Source organism: Phormidium sp. CCY1219 (assembly GCF_055795085.1).
In genome coordinates this window covers 44,420-62,930 of sequence record NZ_JAYFEQ010000394.1, presented here as the reverse complement: position 1 = coordinate 62,930, position 18,511 = coordinate 44,420, and the positions used below count along the sequence as shown (strand labels likewise).

Annotated in this window: 18 protein-coding genes; 8 read left to right on the top strand and 10 right to left on the bottom strand. The window is 50.7% G+C overall.

From position 1 onward, the window contains the following. Positions 1 to 199: 199 nt before the first annotated feature. From AC0QH1_RS08055 to AC0QH1_RS08040, 4 genes are all read right to left on the bottom strand, one after another. On the bottom strand, positions 200 to 601 hold the full coding sequence (locus AC0QH1_RS08055; RefSeq protein ID WP_324630520.1) for a fasciclin domain-containing protein: 402 nt from the start codon (positions 599 to 601) through the stop codon (positions 200 to 202). A gap of 368 nt (positions 602 to 969) precedes the next feature. Further along, on the bottom strand, positions 970 to 2,511 hold the full coding sequence (locus AC0QH1_RS08050) for a mercuric reductase (protein WP_324630519.1): 1,542 nt from the start codon (positions 2,509 to 2,511) through the stop codon (positions 970 to 972). A 197-nt stretch (positions 2,512 to 2,708) separates the two neighbouring features. Next, positions 2,709 to 3,443 (bottom strand): TVP38/TMEM64 family protein, encoded by a 735-nt coding sequence (locus AC0QH1_RS08045; RefSeq protein ID WP_324630518.1) that lies wholly within the window; start codon positions 3,441 to 3,443, stop codon positions 2,709 to 2,711. 66 nt (positions 3,444 to 3,509) lie between these two features. Then, positions 3,510 to 5,525, bottom strand: coding sequence for an amylo-alpha-1,6-glucosidase (locus AC0QH1_RS08040; protein WP_324630517.1), 2,016 nt, complete (start codon positions 5,523 to 5,525; stop codon positions 3,510 to 3,512). Here AC0QH1_RS08040 and AC0QH1_RS08035 point away from each other — a divergent pair. Further along, positions 5,514 to 5,657, top strand: a complete 144-nt coding sequence (locus tag AC0QH1_RS08035) for a hypothetical protein (RefSeq protein ID WP_324630516.1) — start codon at positions 5,514 to 5,516, stop codon at positions 5,655 to 5,657. The two genes, AC0QH1_RS08040 and AC0QH1_RS08035, sit on opposite strands and share 12 nt — an antisense overlap. Positions 5,658 to 5,677: 20 nt before the next feature. On the opposite strand, the gene AC0QH1_RS08030 is transcribed toward AC0QH1_RS08035, so the two are convergent. Beyond that, the gene (locus tag AC0QH1_RS08030) at positions 5,678 to 5,899 is read right to left on the bottom strand and encodes a hypothetical protein (protein WP_324630515.1); all 222 of its coding nucleotides are present in this window, start codon (positions 5,897 to 5,899) and stop codon (positions 5,678 to 5,680) included. Positions 5,900 to 6,101: 202 nt separating this feature from the next. Between AC0QH1_RS08030 and AC0QH1_RS08025 the strand changes: the two genes are divergently transcribed. After that, positions 6,102 to 6,713, top strand: coding sequence for a cysteine dioxygenase family protein (locus AC0QH1_RS08025; RefSeq protein ID WP_324630514.1), 612 nt, complete (start codon positions 6,102 to 6,104; stop codon positions 6,711 to 6,713). Positions 6,714 to 7,037: 324 nt separating this feature from the next. On the opposite strand, the gene AC0QH1_RS08020 is transcribed toward AC0QH1_RS08025, so the two are convergent. The 4 genes from AC0QH1_RS08020 to AC0QH1_RS08005 all read right to left on the bottom strand — a co-directional run bounded on the left by AC0QH1_RS08020 (position 7,038) and on the right by AC0QH1_RS08005 (position 12,086). Then, the gene (locus tag AC0QH1_RS08020; protein ID WP_324630512.1) at positions 7,038 to 7,508 is read right to left on the bottom strand and encodes an ABA4-like family protein; all 471 of its coding nucleotides are present in this window, start codon (positions 7,506 to 7,508) and stop codon (positions 7,038 to 7,040) included. Between the two features lie 526 nt (positions 7,509 to 8,034). Next, positions 8,035 to 9,564, bottom strand: a complete 1,530-nt coding sequence (locus AC0QH1_RS08015; RefSeq protein ID WP_324630511.1) for a phytoene desaturase family protein — start codon at positions 9,562 to 9,564, stop codon at positions 8,035 to 8,037. Positions 9,565 to 9,613: 49 nt separating this feature from the next. Next, positions 9,614 to 10,609: a pentapeptide repeat-containing protein gene (locus tag AC0QH1_RS08010; RefSeq protein ID WP_324630509.1), complete on the bottom strand. Its 996-nt coding sequence runs from the start codon at positions 10,607 to 10,609 to the stop codon at positions 9,614 to 9,616. 163 nt (positions 10,610 to 10,772) lie between these two features. Next, complete coding sequence (locus AC0QH1_RS08005) at positions 10,773 to 12,086, bottom strand: hypothetical protein (protein WP_324630508.1); 1,314 nt, start codon at positions 12,084 to 12,086, stop codon at positions 10,773 to 10,775. A gap of 228 nt (positions 12,087 to 12,314) precedes the next feature. On the opposite strand from AC0QH1_RS08005, the gene AC0QH1_RS08000 reads away from it, so the two are divergent. The 6 genes from AC0QH1_RS08000 (at position 12,315) to AC0QH1_RS07975 (ending at position 17,766) form a co-directional block, all read left to right on the top strand. Further along, on the top strand, positions 12,315 to 12,452 hold the full coding sequence (locus AC0QH1_RS08000; protein WP_324630507.1) for a hypothetical protein: 138 nt from the start codon (positions 12,315 to 12,317) through the stop codon (positions 12,450 to 12,452). Between the two features lie 500 nt (positions 12,453 to 12,952). Continuing rightward, positions 12,953 to 13,576: a type I restriction enzyme HsdR N-terminal domain-containing protein gene (locus tag AC0QH1_RS07995; protein WP_324630505.1), complete on the top strand. Its 624-nt coding sequence runs from the start codon at positions 12,953 to 12,955 to the stop codon at positions 13,574 to 13,576. Positions 13,577 to 13,751: 175 nt separating this feature from the next. Further along, on the top strand, positions 13,752 to 14,360 hold the full coding sequence (locus AC0QH1_RS07990) for a glutathione S-transferase family protein (protein ID WP_324630504.1): 609 nt from the start codon (positions 13,752 to 13,754) through the stop codon (positions 14,358 to 14,360). 206 nt (positions 14,361 to 14,566) lie between these two features. Further along, positions 14,567 to 15,403 carry a metallophosphoesterase gene (locus AC0QH1_RS07985; RefSeq protein ID WP_324630503.1) on the top strand — a complete coding sequence of 279 codons (837 nt, stop codon included), beginning with the start codon at positions 14,567 to 14,569 and terminating at the stop codon, positions 15,401 to 15,403. Then, positions 15,400 to 16,152 (top strand): class I SAM-dependent methyltransferase, encoded by a 753-nt coding sequence (locus AC0QH1_RS07980; RefSeq protein ID WP_324630502.1) that lies wholly within the window; start codon positions 15,400 to 15,402, stop codon positions 16,150 to 16,152. Before AC0QH1_RS07985 ends, AC0QH1_RS07980 begins: the two co-directional genes overlap by 4 nt. 327 nt (positions 16,153 to 16,479) lie before the next feature. Then, complete coding sequence (locus AC0QH1_RS07975) at positions 16,480 to 17,766, top strand: serpin family protein (RefSeq protein WP_324630501.1); 1,287 nt, start codon at positions 16,480 to 16,482, stop codon at positions 17,764 to 17,766. Between the two features lie 64 nt (positions 17,767 to 17,830). Here the strand turns inward: AC0QH1_RS07975 and AC0QH1_RS07970 are convergent, their stop codons facing one another. Next, positions 17,831 to 18,433, bottom strand: a complete 603-nt coding sequence (locus tag AC0QH1_RS07970) for a hypothetical protein (RefSeq protein ID WP_324630500.1) — start codon at positions 18,431 to 18,433, stop codon at positions 17,831 to 17,833. Positions 18,434 to 18,511: the final 78 nt, after the last annotated feature.

The window sequence follows — 18,511 nt, the reverse complement described above, 5'->3', positions numbered from 1 at the left end:
TCCACTGGGGCGTTCCCAGGCTGAGCCTGGGAACCAGGATGAACCAGGGGGAACCAGGGGGACCAGGATTGTTCCCGGGGATGGGGGATTAGGAGGCAGAGCCTCCACTGGGGCGTTCCCAGGCTGAGCCTGGGAACCAGGGGGAGGGGGAGGAGGGGGACGAGGAGACGAGAGGAGAGAGGGGGTGCAGGGGAGTGAATTACCCCATCAAAATGACGTTATCAATGACGTGAATTACCCCGTTATCTGCTTCAATATCTGGGGCAATAACTGTGGCATTTTTTACTTCAAAATTCTCAGAACAATCGATTCTGATGGGGGAACCTTCCACAGAGGTAACGGAATCAACTTCAGCCAAATCGGATTTCATTAACTTACCCGAAACTACATGATAGGTTAAAATCCGAGCCAGTTGAGGAATATTTTGCAATAAGGTTTGAATGGTGCCGGGGGGCAGTTTGGCAAAAGCGTCGTCAGTGGGTGCAAACACGGTAAACGGACCGGGACTTTTCAAGGTGTCCACTAAATCGGCAGCTTGCACGGCGGCGACTAAGGTTTTAAACGAATCATTACTAACGGCAATATCAACAATATCGGGCATGGATGAACCTCCGGCGGGATCGAACTGCTTTTTTAAGAATTGTAAAATAAATTGTATTTTTATGGTTAATTTTTTTTGGCTCCCATGCCCCACAGGGAGGTTGGCAAAAAAAATCCTCCCAGCAGGCACTGGGAGGCGCTAGGTGTGCAGGAGCGGAAAACAGCGACACTTTTTCCCCTAGCTAAGAAATACTGTAGGGTAGGGATATGTCGCGGCGGTGACACTGGGATGACGTTGGGGTGTCATTTGCGGTTTACCCCCGAGGAAGTTTGAAGGGGTGGGGTTTCCCTGGGGTAGAGTTGGCGAAAATGGGGATAATTTTTCTATGATATCAGACGACGCCGAATCAGCACGTCCCCCAGATAATTTTATCGCTGCCACTGGAGCCATTTCTGGAATAAGTTTTTCACGAAGGGGGTGAGGCGGGTGCGATTGTAGGCATCGGCAGCTTTTTTAATCGCTTCCGCTTGGGTGGGATAGGGATGAATCACGCTGGCGATCGCCCCTAAACCGATATTATTCGCGATCGCCAAGGTGACTTCGCTAATCATATCCCCCGCATGACGCGCCACAATCGTCGCCCCTAAAATCTTGTCGGTTCCTTTTTTTACGTGAATTTTCGCAAAACCCTCGGTTTCCCCATCCGCGATCGCGCGATCGACAGAACTCATCGGAATCAAAAACGTATCCACATCCATCCCCTTGTCTTGCGCCTCTTTTTCGTACAATCCCACATGGGCCACTTCTGGATCGGTATAAGTACACCAAGGCATCACCAAATCGCTGAGTTTACCGCGTCCCAAACCCGCCACGGAAAACAGAGAATTTTTAATCGCAATTCGCGCCGCCGCATCGGCTGCATGGGTGAATTTCCACTTCATGCACACATCCCCCACGGCATAAATTCGCGGATTAGACGTTTGCAAATAATCGTTAATTTCAATTCCTTTTTTCGGGTCGTATTTCACCCCGACTTGTTCTAAATTCAAGCCTTCTACATTCGGCTTTCTGCCCACTCCCACCAAAATCTCATCCACAGGACACGAGCGTAGTTTTCCATTCGTTTCATAATACAATACCTTGCCCGCATCGGTTTTTTCCACCCGCTGACGATTGACATTTAAGATAAGCTGAATCCCTTCGCGAATCAAGGTATTTTGCACGATTTGCGCTGCATCGCTATCTTCGCGATCGAGGATGTGACTATGTTTGTGCAGCAAGATGACTTCCGAACCCAAACGGCGAAATGCTTGCGCCAATTCGCAGCCAATCGGTCCGCCGCCAATCACGGCGAGACGGCTGGGTCTTTCAGTGAGAGAAAACACCGTTTCGTTGGTGAGGTAGCCGGCTTCTTCTAATCCTTCAATGTTGAGTTTTGCCGCGCGCGCACCAGTGGCGATGATGGCTTTTTTAAACTTGAGGGTTTTTCCGCCTACGGCGATCGTGTCTTCACCGGAAAATTGCCCTGCTCCTAAAAACACATCTACGCCTAATTTCTGAAACCGTTTTGCCGAGTCATGGTGGCTAATTCCGGCGCGAATTTCCCGCATTCTTTCCATCACGGCGGCAAAATCAATTTCCGTGCCTTCGGGGATGCGAATGCCAAAGCGTCCTGCATTTTGAATATCCCCGACAATTCGCGCAGAACCAATGATTGCTTTAGAAGGAACGCAGCCGACATTCAGACAATCTCCGCCCATTAAATGTTTTTCCACTAAGGCGACTTTTGCCCCCAAACCTGCTGCTCCTGCAGCGGTCACTAATCCAGCGGTTCCGGCACCGATAACGACTAAATTATAAACCGACTGCGGGTCGGGATTGACCCAATCAGGGGGATGAACGTGGCCGATTAATTCTTGATTGTGACTATCCCAGGGGGAAAGGGTCAGAGTTTCGTTAGTGGTGGTCATTATTTTTCTCCTGAATTGATAAATTGAGATAGAAAATTAAATAATCTTTATTTGAGGCTTGAAAATATTTGCGAGAGTAAACTTTACATTTTTGTTTGTCTTCATTAAGTCTGAATATTATTCATCCAATTAAAAGGAGGCGAAGCCTCGGGGAGGGCGTTCCCAGCATGTGCTGGGAACGAGAGAGGAGAGGGGATTTACTCTTCTGAAATTTCCTCGTTTAAGGCTTGTTTGGCGATGCGGGTGACGTAGATTGTCACGGCGACGGTGGCGATAAAACCGATGATGCGAATTGCCCACTGGGCGGGGGCGGGGGCGCTGGCTTGCGCGCCGGTTCCCAGTGCAGCTAAATTGCCGGCTAAGGACCCGATATAAACGTACATAATGGTTCCCGGAATCATGCCAATCGAGCCGATAACGTAATCTTTCAGAGAGACTTGGGTGATGCCAAAGGCATAGTTTAATAGGTTGAACGGAAAGATGGGAGAAAGCCGGGTTAACATGACGATTTTTAATCCTTCGCGGGCGACTGCATCATCAATGGCTTTAAATTTGGGGTTGCCTTGGATTTGTTTTTCTACCCAACTGCGGGCTAGATAGCGCCCGACTAAAAAGGCACAGGTAGCGCCGATGGTGGCGGAGAAAAACACATAAACAGAGCCGCCAAGTATGCCGAAAAGAACGCCGGCTCCCAGGGTCAGAATCGAACCGGGAATAAATAATACGGTAGCCAGGATGTAGATTAACATAAAGATGGCTACCCCGGTCGGACCAATATCTTGAATCCATTGCAAGGCGGTTTTTAAATAGTCTTGAATGCCAAGATATTTGATGCCGAGAATTAAGCCAGCAACCAAGGCAATGCCAGCGATAATTTTGAGAGTTTTGTTCACTTGGCTGTTTCCGTTTTGTTGGATGCGATCGGGTGTCATGTTTTACCTCGTTTGCAATAGGAAGTGGGAGAGGGGTTTTGCGGGAGAAATGGGGGGGGGGAGAGATTAATGCTTAATGTTTAATAGGGCGGCGATTCGCAGCATTTCGGCGACGGTCCAGGCTTGGGCGATCGCGCCTTTGGGTGGAAAGGGCGGATCCCCGGCAAAGATTTCGCTCAGATGACCGACGCCTGCATCGGCGAGATGGTCGGCGAGGGGCTGTAGCAATGTTTGCGCTACGGTTTTGTCGCCGTAGAGGCGTAGGTGGGCGGCGATATAAGGGCCGATGAGCCAACTCCAGACGGTACCTTGATGGTAGGCTCCATCGCGCTGCTGGGGGGTGCCGCCGTAGTGCCCGATGTAGGCCGGGTCGTCGGGGCTGAGACTTCGCAAGCCGTAGGAGGTGAGGAGCGATCGCCCGCAGGCATCGACGACGGCGCGCTGTTGGATGGGCGGTAAAGGGCTGTAGTGTAAAGACACGGCAAAGATTTGATTGGGTCGCAAGGCGGAATCGTTGCCGTTTGGGGTATCGATCGCGTCGTAGCAGTAGCCGGCTTGTTCGTTCCAGAACCGACTAAAGCCAGCGATCGCGCGATTGGCAAGCTGAATATACTCTTGGTGCGGTTTTTTCAGTATAGCACCAACTTGTGCCATTGTCTGTAAAGCGTTATACCACAAGGCATTGATTTCCACCGGTTTGCCTTGACGGGGGGTAACAACCCAGTCGCCGACTTTGGCATCCATCCAGGTGAGCTGCACCCCGGGTTCGCCGGCGTAAATTAACCCATCCTCCGCATCGCAATGAATGTTATATCGCGTTCCCTCCAGGTGCCAGCGGACGATATCGGCTAAAACCGGCCATAATTCGGCAAGCAGTTGTTTATCCCCGGTGGCGTCATAATAGGCGCGAATCGCCTCAAAATACCACAGGGTCGCATCGACGCTATTGTAATCGGGGGTTTCGCCTTCATCGGGGAAGCGATTGGGTAACATGCCTTTATCCACATAGCGGGCGAAGGTTTGCAAAATCGCCCGCGCCACTTTTGGACGCCCGGTACATAAGGTTAACCCCGGAAGGGCGATCGCGGTATCGCGTCCCCAGTCGCTAAACCAATGATAGCCGGCGATGATGCTTTTGCCACCGGGGCGATCGGGTAGGGGGCGATCGACGATGAAGCGATCGGCGGCGAGGACCAGTTGCTTTACCCAGTCGGGGCTTTTGTGCGATAAGCGATACTGTTTTTTCTGCTTGCCTTTTAATCCTTTGCCCTTTTTCGCCCGTTTGAGCAGCTTTTCCTCATAGTGGAGACGGTAGGCGAAGGCTTTTTTTCCCTCTAAGTTGGGATTGCTTTCGGTACTGGCGACAATTGCCAGGGAATCGCCCGGGTGTAATTGTGCCTGAAAGGTGACAGCATGGAGGCTATCTTGCAGGCGATCGAGACCGCGATCGGCTTCGGCGGGCAGATCGAACCCGTAATGCCAGGTATGGTCCGGGGTAACGTGAGCGCCGGTTGCCAATAGGTAAAAGGGTACTGCATCGGGAAAGGCACTCACGCGCACCCCATTGGCGATCGCGGCGATGTCCATTTGCCGATCGCTGGCGCGACTGGAATAATGGCGATCGCGATAATTCACAAATCCTTTTATCGTCAGGGTCACGGGTAAACTCCCTCGCCGCAGTCGATACTGAATATAGCTAGTGTTCTCGCCTTGCTGCATCCAAATTCGCTTTTCTAATAACGCATCGCCAAAGGCATAATGCCACACCGGAATCGACCCTTCTAAATGAAAGCGTTCGAGATAAATGTTGCCTACCGGGTCTACGGTTCCATCGGCCCATCGATTGCAAAATAAAGGATAAACCTGTTGGTTATATCCGGCAGTTTCGTCTAATTTGGTCAGCAGTAAAGTGTGTCCTAATGGGGGCTTTAGTGCTGCAATTAATAATCCATGATATCGCCGGGTTAGCATTCCAGAAATGGTGCCGGAGGCATAACTGCCGGTGCCATTGGTCACTAACCACTCGCGCTGTTGTGCGGCGGCTAAATCTCCACAAATTTCTCTGCCTAATTGAATAGCCATAATCGCGATCGCTTGGTGTTTCCCACATCCGTATTGATTGCAGTTTTGGGAAATCCAGCCAAAGCAGGACTTACCCAGTCGCGCTTATTTTACACCCCACGGCTGGCTTTTCAAACCACTGAACCGGGATAAGTCCGTCTCGCGATTGGGGGTTACTGTCCCGCGCAAGGATTGGCGTTGGATTTAGAGGCGCAGGGATTGGCATCTGTCTTAGAAGCGCAGGGATTGCTGTCGGATTTAGAGGCGCAGGGATTGCCCTGAGTTTCGGTGGTCTGGTCTTTCGTCTGCGCGGCACAAGGATTGGCGCATCCCACCACAAATCCTAAACTTAACACAGAAGCTGCCGCTAGGGTACTTAAATAATTAATTCGCATCAGTTGTCTCCTCCACAATTTACGATTATGATGAAGATTGCCTAGCCTCTCCAGAAGAGTTTGACTCGCGCAATCTGGCGTATCCTATTTGCTAAATTAGGGCAGTTGTCTGAGTTTTTGCTGAGAATGGAGTGGGGATCGGATTAAAATTTGGAATGGGTAAAATTAGAATGAGAGTGTGACAATTCGAGGGAGAAATTTTATGGACACTTCTGATTGGTTGGTGACGCAGGTGGGGGAATGTCTTCCCTGCGACGCCCCGCGAGACGATGAATTTCCGGCGTCACCTTATCGCCTATACCGATTTCTCACGGATGTAGAGGATATTCTGCGCGATCGCCCGGAGGATGAAGCGCGTCTGGCGGCGATTCGGCCCTTAGTGCGGCGGTTGTTGGTCAGTTCCGATTGGTTGCAAGGGGAATATCGCGCTCCGGATCCGCAAACCGGCTGGTCTGTGGTGATTCTCTACGACGAACCGGATTTTCCCCTGACGGTGCAGATGGTGGCGTGGTTGCCCGGAAAGGTGTCGCCGATTCACAATCACGGCACTTGGGGAGTCGTGGCGGTGGTCAGTGGTGAGGAAAAGAATACATTGTGGAAGCGATCGCCTACCCCGGAGTTTCCCGATCGCATCGAATCCGTAGGCGATCGGATTTTCCTCCCCGGGGAAATTATCAGTTTCCTCCCAGATGCCATTCACTGCATCGAAGCAATGGGCGAAGAACCTACTATTACCTTTAATTTATATGGCGTCACCGATTACCAGCGTCGCTTTGAATTCAATCCGCGCGATCGAACCGCCCACTTGTTTTAAAACAACCATATGGGAAATTCTGCCAACGTAGGGTGCGTGAGACCCCGTACCCCATGAGTGGCAACATCCCACATTGCAATTCCGGGGGCCTCACACACCGACCTACTCGGGCGCTTTTCAAGCAGGTTTATTAATATTTATTCTCCCAATTCAGCAAGGTTTGAAATTATTTTGCCTGCCTTAATTAGAAGGAAACACAGCCTCGGGAGAAGCGTTCCCAGGCTGAAGCTGGGAACGAGGGGGCGCGGGAAAAACGAAAGGGATAAAACCGGATTATTTTCCCCTTTGTCTGATTAATTTACCAGCAAAAAGTGCCGACTTCGATTATCCTTCTGCGGTAGAGGGAGAAGCGGAGGTAGGGGTTTCTTCCGTACCGGGGAAGAATTTTTTCGCGATTCCAGCGGTGATAATATGAGATAATAATCCCATTGGACCGGCGAACAAACAGAATGCCAAAGAGTGAATCGTCCAGACTTTGGTCTGCTGTCCTTGCCAATAAATCCAGCGCCCGACAAATAAATCCATGACGAGAAAGTGAACCCAACCCGTCGCCGCCGCACCTTCTTCGGCAAAAAAGCGGGCAATATCGGCTAATTTTGGATTGGAAAGTGCTTGGGCAGTTTCGGAGTTAATTTCTCCGGCAAATAAATAGATATAGAGCAATGCCAAGGGGACAAAAATGAGGTAAGAGTCCATCACTTTTCGGGTAACGCCCCAGTTGGGCAGCAAAATCATCAGCGCCCAAAATGGCAAAACGTACAGATTAGCCAGGGTAAATAAAAGGTCCAAGTTCATGGTCGATCGCATGTAAAGTGGGATTGACTTAGATCGAGTCCGGAGGAATAGCAGTAAAAAAATGAGTCCGCGTCGGCGAACTACGGAAAGCTAAGGCGCAATTTCAATCGCCCGCTTTGATGAGCCATCGCCCGGATATGATATTATATCAGGTTGGTGGGAATAGATGTAAAAAAAATCAGTCCGCGTCGGCGGAGTTCGCCTACACAGGCGCGATTTCAATCCCCCGCTTTGATTGTCCTCGCCCACAGGTTCGGGTTTGGAAGGGATAAAATTGCGGTTGGGGGGTTGCAGGAGGGAAAATAGCGGCATAATAGAACTGTACATCTCGTTTTGAGGAGAAATGACATGACCGGACATGAGCTTTTGGTCTTGGTTCTGTTGCTGTCCCCCGGTATTTTGCTATCGGCGCTGGTGATGGGCGCATTTGCGGCGGGCGGATAAGAATAGCGGAAAAGGGGTGAAGGAAAGAAGGGGGAAGGAAAGTGCTTTTTCCCTTCTTCCTTTGCCCTTTTTTGGTGTTAGTTTATCGTTTATGTTTTCTCCTGGGTTGAAGCTGTTTGAGGAGTTGGGCCGTTTGTGCCGGGTCTACGAGGGTGTTCGCGCAGAGGATACCGGAGGCGGCGACGGCGGGGACGCCGATTCCGGGCATGGTGCTGTCGCCGACGCGGTAGAGTCCGGAAATGGGGGTATGAATGGTGGGGAATGTATCTTTTCCGGCTGCGATCGCGGGTCCGTAGGTTCCTTGGTAGCGGCGGAGGTAGTGAGCGTGAGTCAGGGGAGTGCCGATCAGTTCGAGGGTAATGCGATCGCGGATATCGGGAATCACGCGCTCTAAGGCGCGCAGTAAAGATTGTGCCCGCGATCGCTTGCGGGCTTTATAGGTAGCATCCCGCTGCCAAGAGCTGTAGGGTTCTAGTGTATAAGCATGAACCACGTGATGTCCGGGGGGTGCGAGATTGGGGTCCCACACGGAGGGAATGGAAATCATGCAAGTATTGCCCGGTTCTGTGAGGTCGGTTTTCAAATCGTGAACCACCACGTGATGTCCGGTTAACCCGTCCAATCCGGCGGATTTGATGCCCAGGTGCAGGTGCATAAAGCTATCAATTGCCGGGGTGGCGAGGGCTTGGCGGCGATAGGATTCCGGTAAATCCCCCGGTTTGAGGAGATGGGCGTAAGTATCCCACATGGTAGCGTTAGAAATGACCACGGGGGCGGTAATGACTTTGCCGGTTCGCAAGAGTACCCCTTTCACCGCACCGGATTCTACCACAATGCGATCGATATGGCAACCCAGTTGCAATTCGCCGCCCCAGCGCTGCAATCCGCGCACCAAGGCATCGACGATCGCGCCACTCCCGCCGATGGGGTAGTCGATGGAAGTGCGATCGCGTTCGCCAAACATAAAGGCCACTTCTGGGGCGATGGTCTCGTGAGCTTTCAACCCGGAGAGCAGAAAGCATTCCAGGTCGATGGAGCGGCGCACGAAGGGGTCTTTTATCTCGCGGTCCATCAGTTGACCCACCGATGCCCGAACGTCGCCGATGTGAGGGATTAATTTCAGCACCGACGGCCAGTATTTTAGCAGGGTCGGGAGCATTTGCCAATCCGATCGCAGGGCTAAGATGGGTATATCTTTGAGACCGCTGTAGAGAGACAACAGGCGCTTTTCAAAGCGTTTGAGTTCCTCGGCTCCAGTGGGGGTAATTTGGGCGATCGCGGCGCGGTAGCGATCGCTGTTGCCGTAAATTGGCAGAGTATAATCGGGGAAGTGATAGTGGCCCAGGGGGTCGTAAGGCACAGTGGCCAAGGATTCCCCCAGCAGGTCTAGCACTTGGCGCACTGGATTGAGGCTGTGCGGATCGGCCAATCCGCAATAAAACGAAGGTCCCGAGTCGAAGTGAAAGCCTTGGCGAGAAAAGCTATGGGCCGCACCGCCCGCGATCGCGTGGCTTTCGCACACCAGGGTTCGTTTGCCATAGCGCGCCAGCAGAGCCGCCGTCACTAATCCGCCAATTCCGCTTCCAATCGCGATAACGTCATAATCAGACATGGGTATGTATCCTCCGGCGTTCGATTGTTCCCCCTCGTCGGGTATAATGTTAGTTTTGGATGTCGCCATTGGGCATCGTGGTGTCTTTAAATATCGCCCCGGCGAGATTCGCGCTGCTCATTTCCGATCGCATCAAGTTCGCGCCGGTTAAATCCGCATTCATCAGATTGGTGCGGGCTAGGTAAACATCGCATAATTCCGTCTCGATCAGCAAAGTTGAGGAGAGGTTAGCGCGACTGAAATCGGCGCGGTTGAAGGTAGCTTTACTGAGATCCGCGCCCTGGAGGTTGGTTTTGCCCAGTTTCGCATCGGCGGCGATCGCCAGGGTCAGCTTCACGCCACTGAGGTCCGCTTCGGTTACTTGGGCGCGTTCGAGTTTGGCATTGATCATCCGCGCATCGCGCAGGTCTACTTGGTTTAAATTCGCTTCGCTGAGAAAGGCGCGATCGAGAATCGCCTCACTCATTTTCGCTTGGGAGAGAGTCGCGCCGCGCAGGTTGGTTTCTGTGAGATTCGCCCCGGTTAAATTCGCCCGGGTCAGATCCGCACCGCTGAGGTTCACCCCGCGCAGGTCCGCCCCGCGCAGGTCCGCCCCGCGCAGGTTGGCGGGACTGTATATCCGCCGTTCCTGGCGCAGGTTGGCTCCCCGCAGACAAGCGCCGCGCAAAGACGCGCCACTCATGTTGGTACTCCGCAAGTCCGCATTGCTCAGATTTGCATCTTGCAAGTTAGCCAAGGTAATGTTAGCGCGGCGCAGGTCCGCCCCTTGTAACGTGGCACCATGAAGGTCTGCATCGCTGAGATTTGCCCCACTCAGGTTGGCTTGATTCAGGTTGGCTCCACTGAGTTTGGTACTCACGAGATACGCCGCACTTAAGTTCACCCGACTTAGATAGGCGAGAATCAAATCTGCGCCATGCAGGTCCGCGCCGCGCAGTTTTGCTCCGATTAAATCCGCTCCCCGCAAATCTGCCCCCCAGAGGTTGGCTCCGTTAAAGTCGGTTTCTCCGTCTGTATATCGCTGCAGCAGTTCTTCGGTATTCATTCGATCTCCCTGTTGATTGCACGGTGGTTCGAGATAGTGGTGGGCGGCGATTCCCCTGGCGCAGACTCGCGGGGAGTGCTTGGGCGAGTTCTCCGGAGGTTGAGCGAGGGGCGATCGCGCGCTTTAGGCATTTTTATTTTATCAGCAAATGGGATTCGCAGTGCTAGTCTTTTTCGCCATGAATCAGGCGATTTCGTTCTGCTTCTTCCAAGCGACTCAGCAGTTCGAGAAATTGAGAGCTGGTGTCTTTCAGTTGAATCACAAAATCCCCCAAGGCGTCGTATTTGAGGGAGAGCATCTCCTCTATTTCTTGCCCGTTGAGTTCCTCGTCTAAATCGATTTCTAATTGGTTTAGTTGCGTTTCGATAAAGCTCACCACTTCCCTGACTCGCCCTCTGACCCGATCGCTGACAATTTCTTCGAGTTCCTGTTTTTGTTTGAGCGGATCGTGCAAACTCAGGGCGCTTAAGGAAAATTTGCCCGAGGCGCGATCGCTGTTTTTCCTTTCCGAAACCGGCGGCGCGCTTCCCGATACTTCAGCAAATATCTCGCTGTTATCTTCATCTAGTGAGTCTCCCACTTCCGTCTCGTCGGTGCCAATATCCCCAGAGTTGTCTAACGCCTCTAACTTCCAATTTTCTACAGTTTCGGGAGGGCGATCGGCATACATTTTATCTGCTATTTCTCCTCGGTTTGGCACCGCTCCATTGGGCGGTTCTCCCACTTCCGTTTCCTGTTCTGGTTCCCGATAGAAAGCACTCATATGTTGAATGACCACACTCGCCGCTTGAATCTGTTCGTCGGGTTCTGGAAGTTGTTTGGCGGTATGATAAAGCAAAGATTCTAAATCTTCTGCAGTTTTGCACACCGAACAGAGGTTTTGTAAGAGTTCGTCCAGGGAAATTTTTTTGATCTGACCCCAGTCTTCATCGCTGTTAAAATCAAACAGGCGATCGATGGCGGAAAATATAACCAGTTTGGCGCGCAGGGGACTGGTATGCTGCATCACTTTGAGCCGCAGGTCAAAGATTTGGTCGAGGGGAATCGGTTTTTGGGACAACCCACCCACTTCGGTTTGAAAATCCGTGGTGGGATTGCTGTTTTCTTCTGAGGGAGAAACCACTAAGGTTTTGGCGTCATAATAGTTATTCGTCCGATCCGGTTCGGTGGCTTCTTCTTGAAATTCGGGATAGAGTTTGCTCACATTTTGAAAAATTTTGTTGGCAATTATGGCATATTGTTGCGGTTTATTAATTTTAGAAACAATCCCATTTAAGACTGATTTTAGATTTTGAGAAGTGACGGTCGTTTCGCAAACTTCCAACACTAAATCGCGCAAATTCAACGCTTGAATTTTCTCGGCATTGTTTTCCCAAGTCCCCTGACAAACACAAATCATCAGCTTTTTGATCCGCGTCAGGTTTCGGTCTTGCTCTAGCTCTTGAACGACTTCATTGAGTAAATGTAAATTGGTCATCTCTGCCTCCAGACAGTGTGCGGGTTCTCGGGAACGAAAGGGGGTACGGGCAAAACTCAGGAAATGAGCCTCGGCTATTTATGATTAAAGCCGAAAGTCACCCCCCGATCGCGATTTTACAGATTTTCTTAATCTGAAAATCGAGCGGTTCTCTCGATCAATCCCCTGCTCTCAATTTATCTTAGATCTAATTGGCTTCTCTTGCATCTGGGTGAGGGGTAAAACCCCGTGGGAGTTACACCACATTTGCGGCGAGATTGTCGGCGATCGCCCCTCCATTGGCGCTACAATCCAATTATTATCCCCCCCAGCACAGAAGCGGTGCATCCACCCCCGCGTTTCCCCTGGAAATGCCCGATTGATTGAACACCATCGCCCCCATCGAAATTGTCGTCGCCATTTTTAGCATAATTCGCCCCATTGCCCCATGCATTCAAATCCTCCCCCACTGCCACCAGGGCACCCACCCAGTCCTCGGTTTATCCAAAAACCTGCAGGGCCGGCAACAGGTTTGTTCCCACAAATTCTATCATGCCTCTAAAAACATTAACTTCCCCGATTGCCAGCACTCCGCGCCTGGTTATTTCCCACGGCATCCCACCACCCGCCTTCAGGGTTGCCCCTCCGATGAAATCCGGTTGATATGCTTTTGAAAAAAGCGGCGATCGGCACTCGACTTAAAGGGCGATCGCCTGCCAATAGAAAATCAGGAAAGGTTTCGGGAACGATTAAATGGGTGAGGGGGTTTCCGATTCATCTATTATCAACCTAAATCAATGAAATTGAACTTTAAATTATTACCCCAATTTTCCTTTACTGCGGAAAAATACAATGTTATAATTGACTAATAAATGGAGAATACAACAATGATAGAAACGATTCAAGCCCAAAATATTAACCTGCTCGACTTAGAGCAAAAATTTGGTCTCGAACGCAGTGACGATTCCGACTTTTTCTTAGAGTGGCAAACGGATCTCCCAGAACTTACCGATGCCGAAAAGCAGTCTTTAGACGAACTCAAAGCCGAATATTTGCACTTGTCCAAATACCCGATTCTCGAACCGATTGTCAAACTGGTTGTGCTTTCCCCCTTGCTGCGACTGGCGGGGTTTTATCGTCCGCCGTTTTACCTCACGGGAGAGAAAGAAGTCAGAATCGTGTCTCAGGATAATGGAACCTTGGTCTCGGGAAGGCTGGATCTGCTGGTTTTTACCCCTCAAATTTGGATTTTGGCGATCGAGGCAAAAAAAGCACAATATTCCCTAGAAGCAGGTATTCCGCAAGCCCTCGCCTATATGCTGGGCAATCCCAATTCGGAACAACCAGCGTTGGGATTTGTCACGAATGGGAGTGAATTTCAGTTTTTAAAACTGGCTCAACAAGAGGGTGCAAAATACAGTCAGTCTTATCGATTCTATCTGGAACGAGAGAACGACCTGTATGCAGTTCTGAGCATTTTAAAGCGCTTTGCTCAGTTAGTGAGGGAATAAACTAATAGCCAACATCTTCTGAGGGTGGGAGGGGCGAGTTTTTCATTGAACCCGCCCCTCCTTGATTACAAAAACCCGAGGATGACTCTATCTAGAGACATAAATTACCCCGGTTACACAAGCCATTTGACCCGCAGGCGAGTTAAACTAACCGCGTAGTCTGGAGTCTCAAACCATGATTGAGCTTTACACCTTTACCACGCCCAACGGACGCAAGGCGTCTATCATGTTGGAAGAACTCGGTTTGCCTTATAATGTCCACAAAATCGACATTACCAAGGGGGAGCAACATACGCCGGAATACAAAAAAATCAATCCGAATAGCAAGATCCCAGCAATTATCGATCGCGAAACCGACATTACCGTGTTTGAATCCGGGGCAATTCTGATGTATTTGGCGGAAAAAACGGCCAAATTGCTGCCTCTAGAACCGAAAGAGCGGTTTCGAGTAATCGAGTGGTTGATGTTTCAGATGGCGAGTGTCGGCCCGATGTTCGGTCAGCTGGATTATTTTAAACTGTTTGCGGATGAAAAAATTCCCCCGGCGATCGAGCGGTATGAAAAAGAAACTATCCGATTGTATGGGGTATTAAATGACCAACTAGCGGAAAATGAATACATCTGCGGGAAAGACTATACGATCGCCGATGTGGCAACTTTTCCCTGGATCGCCGCTTACAAGTTTATGAAAATGAGTCTGGATGACCACCCGCACCTGAAGCGCTGGATGGAAATGGTGCAGCAACGGGAAGCGGTACAGCGCGGAATGAAAGTGCCGGCGTAGGGGGCGCGCAAAAGCTTCTCCTCACCCTTCGGGGTGGGGTTCGGGGCAAAATCGGGGAATGCAAGGGAGGCGATCGCCGGTTTGGTGATTTTATTTCCAGAAAAAATAAGGCAGAATCGGCAGCTAAAATCCTGGTGCTGACCCCGACAACCTGCGCTTAATTTGCTATGCTGGAATTTGCCCTGGGTTAGCGATAGAAAAAAAGTATGCATAGGGTATTCACTGGCGAGTTGCGCGTGGAACGAGTGACGGTGGCGATCGCCGATTTGCCACCCCACTTATCGGGCACGAAAATCGTGCAGTTAACTGATTTTCATTATGAAGGATGGGGACTGTCCGAACAACTGCTCGAAGAAGCGATCGCCGCTAGCAACGAAGCCGACCCCGATTTAGTGGTTCTCACCGGCGACTACGTAACCACCAATCCCGACCCCATTCATCAACTATCCCTGCGTCTCAAGCACCTGCAAAATCGCGCCGGGATTTATGCTATTTTAGGCAACCACGACCTGAAACGTCCCCATTCCAAATCAGAAATTATCGCCGCTTTAAATCGCGCCGAGATTCGCGTTTTGTGGAACGAAGTAGCCTATCCTTTCGGTTCGGGTTTGGCCCTGGTGGGCATGGCAGAAATCCAATCTGGCGAATTTAAAGCCGCCCCAGTGCTGATGCCTATCGATCCCAATATCCCGCGTATTGTATTATCCCACAATCCGGATACCGCAGCATATTTGCGGCAATGGCGCGTGGATTTGCAAATGTCCGGTCACACCCACGGCGGGCAGATTATTTTACCCCAAATCGGTCCGCTTCCGGCGCGCTTAAAAGGCATTCGCCGCCGCATTCCGCAATGGTTGCGTCCTTGGATTCCCTATATGTCCAATTGTTACCGAATCGTGGATAATTGGCACTGGCATCAAGGGTTTCATACCGTGGGCAATAACCAACTTTACGTGAGTCGCGGATTGGGTACTTATTTCCCCGGACGATTCTCTTGCCCGCCGGAAGTAACGGTCATTACATTAAGCGAAAAAAAACCATGACAACAACGGATAAAGTTTGGAAAAAACAAGACCTTTCCACTAGGTTTTTAGAAGGAGTTCGCGGGGCCGTTCCCTTGGCTGACGAGCAAATTCAGGTGATGCTAAAAATTGTTGGTTTGGCATCATCTCCGGTGCGAAATTTTCTTGATTTAGGCTGTGGCGATGGAATTTTAGGCCGATCGCTGTTAGCGGAATATCCCCAAGCAAAGGGCGTGTTTCTCGATTTTTCCGAACCGATGATTGAGGCGGCAAAATCCAAACTCAGCCCCCAGCATCCGAATGTAGAGTTTATCATAGCCGATTTTGCTCAACCCCACTGGGCGGAAGCAATTGCCCCGCAAGGGCCGTTTGATGCGATCGTCTCTGGTTTCGCGATTCATCACCAATCGGATGAGATAAAACGGGTAATTTATGGTAAAATTTACGAACTCCTGACGCCGGGAGGAATTTTTCTGAATTTGGAGCATGTTTCTTCTCCCAACCAATGGATTGAAAACCTGCATGACGAGTTTTTTCTCGATTCTATTTATCGGTTTCATCAAAGCAAAGGCAGCCAAAAGTCCCGGGAAGAACTGGCTCAGGAATACTATCACCGCCCGGATAAAGCTGCTAATATTTTAGCACCGATGGAGACCCAGTGCGAGTGGCTCAGAACTATCGGCTTTGTGAATGTGGATTGCTTTTTCAAGCTGTTTGAATTGGCGATTTTTGGCGGAATGAAGTCGCGAGGGACTAAAGTCCCTGGCTGATAGCTGAAGTCGTCTAAAGACGACTAAAAGCGGATTTCGGATTAAAAATACCCGCAACCTAGAAGGGTAGGGCTAAATGCGGACAAAGCTGCTCCTACGCGGGCTAATTTCAAACCGAGACTGGGGGATTTGCTATGAGTCGGTTTTTAACCGACTTAAGCTATAAGGAGGGGACTTTAGTCCCCGACTAACTAAAAGCGGATTTCTGGGGGATTTGCTATGAGTCGGTTTTTAACCGACTTAAGCTATAAGGAGGGGACTTTAGTCCCCGACTAACTAACGAAGCTAATTGTGGAGTGTATTGGTAGTCTTGTACCATTAACAGTTATGACGAGAAAAATTTTTGTGGTTTTGGCAAAGCATCTGTTGACTAGCGCGATATCGGTAGGTTTAGTCAGCTTGATGTCTTGTAATAATAATTTAGGGCAGAATCCGGCTACCAATTCAGAAAAAATGATTCAACCATCCGACGTGGCTAGTAATTCAGCAGAGATGAGCGATCGCGTGACCGAGGCATATACCGAATTTGCCTTTAAGCTGTTTTCCCAACTGAGCGATCGCCAGGAACAACAGAATATTTTCATTTCCCCGGCGAGCATTACCACGGCGCTCTCCATGACCTATAATGGGGCTTATGGGGAAACCCAAGATGCGATCGCGCAAGTGTTGGCAGTGCAGGGCATTTCTGTAGAAGAACTGAACCAAAGCAACGCCGCCCTGAAAGCTGCTTTGGAAAATGCCGATGAAGAAGTCAAGCTCACCCTTGCCAATTCTCTCTGGTTGAACAAAGAAGCTTCTTTCCTGCCCGCTTTCCTGCAGCGAATCAACGAATCCTATGACGCGAAATTGACGCAACTTGATTTCAGCGAACCGCAGGCGGTGGATGAAATTAACGCTTGGGTGCAGCAGCAGACGAACGATAAAATCAATGCGATTTTGGATGAAATCCCCCCGCAAGCGATTCTGTATTTGATTAATGCCATTTATTTTAAAGGCAGTTGGTCCGAACCCTTTGCGCCAGAAGCAACGGAAGAACAGCCATTTACCTTACTCGATGGCAGTACAAAACCGCATCCGCTGATGTCGCAAACCGGGGAATATCGCTATTTGGAAACCGACCAGATGCAGGGGGTGAGTATTCCTTATGGCGATGGGCGATTGAGCCTGTACGTTTTCTTGCCCAACACCGAGAGTAACTTGGCCAATTTTTATCAAAATTTGAGCCAAGAACAATGGGAGGATTGGATGAGTCGGTTTCAGTTTCGACCGGGGACGGTGAAATTACCTCGGTTTCAGTTGGAATATGAAACCAGCTTAAATGAGGTATTGAAACAGATGGGAATGGAGGTAGCGTTCGACCCCGGAATGGCGGATTTTTCGCAGATGACGCTCATGGAAAATGCCCATATTTCTGAAGTGAAACATAAGACCTTTGTGGAAGTGAATGAAGAAGGAACCGAGGCGGCGGCGGTGACTTCTGTGGGGGTGGTGGCCACCAGTGCGCCGGTGGATCCGCCGTTTTCCTTTGTGGCCGATCGCCCGTTTTTCTGTGCGATTCGGGACAATCAAACTGGGACGATATTGTTTATGGGGTCGATTGTAGATCCGAGTTAGGTGGCGCGGTTGCGGGGGCGCTCGTTCCCAGGTGCGGTGGGGAAACGAGCGGTCTCACTTGCGGTTAGCTAGCGGCGGGGGAAACGGGTTTTACATATTGTTCGTTCGCTCTCACGAAGCAATTGCTGACGCTGTTTTCTCCCGCAGAGCTTTCCACAAAAATCCAAGGATTGTTGTTGGAATCGAAGGTGATGACAAAGCCGCCGGGAGTGAGTTTAGCTTCAAAGGTTTGGTTTTGTTGCAAGGTGCCTTTCACCGGGAAACTGCCGATTTCCAGCGCCCCGGTTCGCGGATCCCAAATTTGGCTCAGGGGGGAATTGCCCATGCGACAGTTTAATCCCTGGGGGTCCGGATCCACCACTTCCCAGTACAGGTGGTTGGATTTGCCGATAAAGTCTCCTTGTTCGTTAGTGTTGGGCAATACGGAAGTGTAGGCGGTGTCCTCGGAGGTTTGCGGGGTGGAAGTGCCGCGATCGTCTTCCACCGGGGGGGTGGAAAGGGGCTGTTGCTGGGCGGGGGGAGAGTCTACCGAGGGGGAGCCACAGCCAAACGTGGCGATCGCCACCAGGGCGAAGATAGCCAACAAGCGGGGTCGGCGGGCGAGACCCCGAGATATTGCCCCCCGGTGGGAGGTTCGGGTGGATGGAAGCAAATTGCTGATTTTCATATTTCGATCCTTTCTACGGCTACAAATAAATTCACTCGTTACCACCCCTGATTCGGGAAACTCGGGGACTGTTGGCGC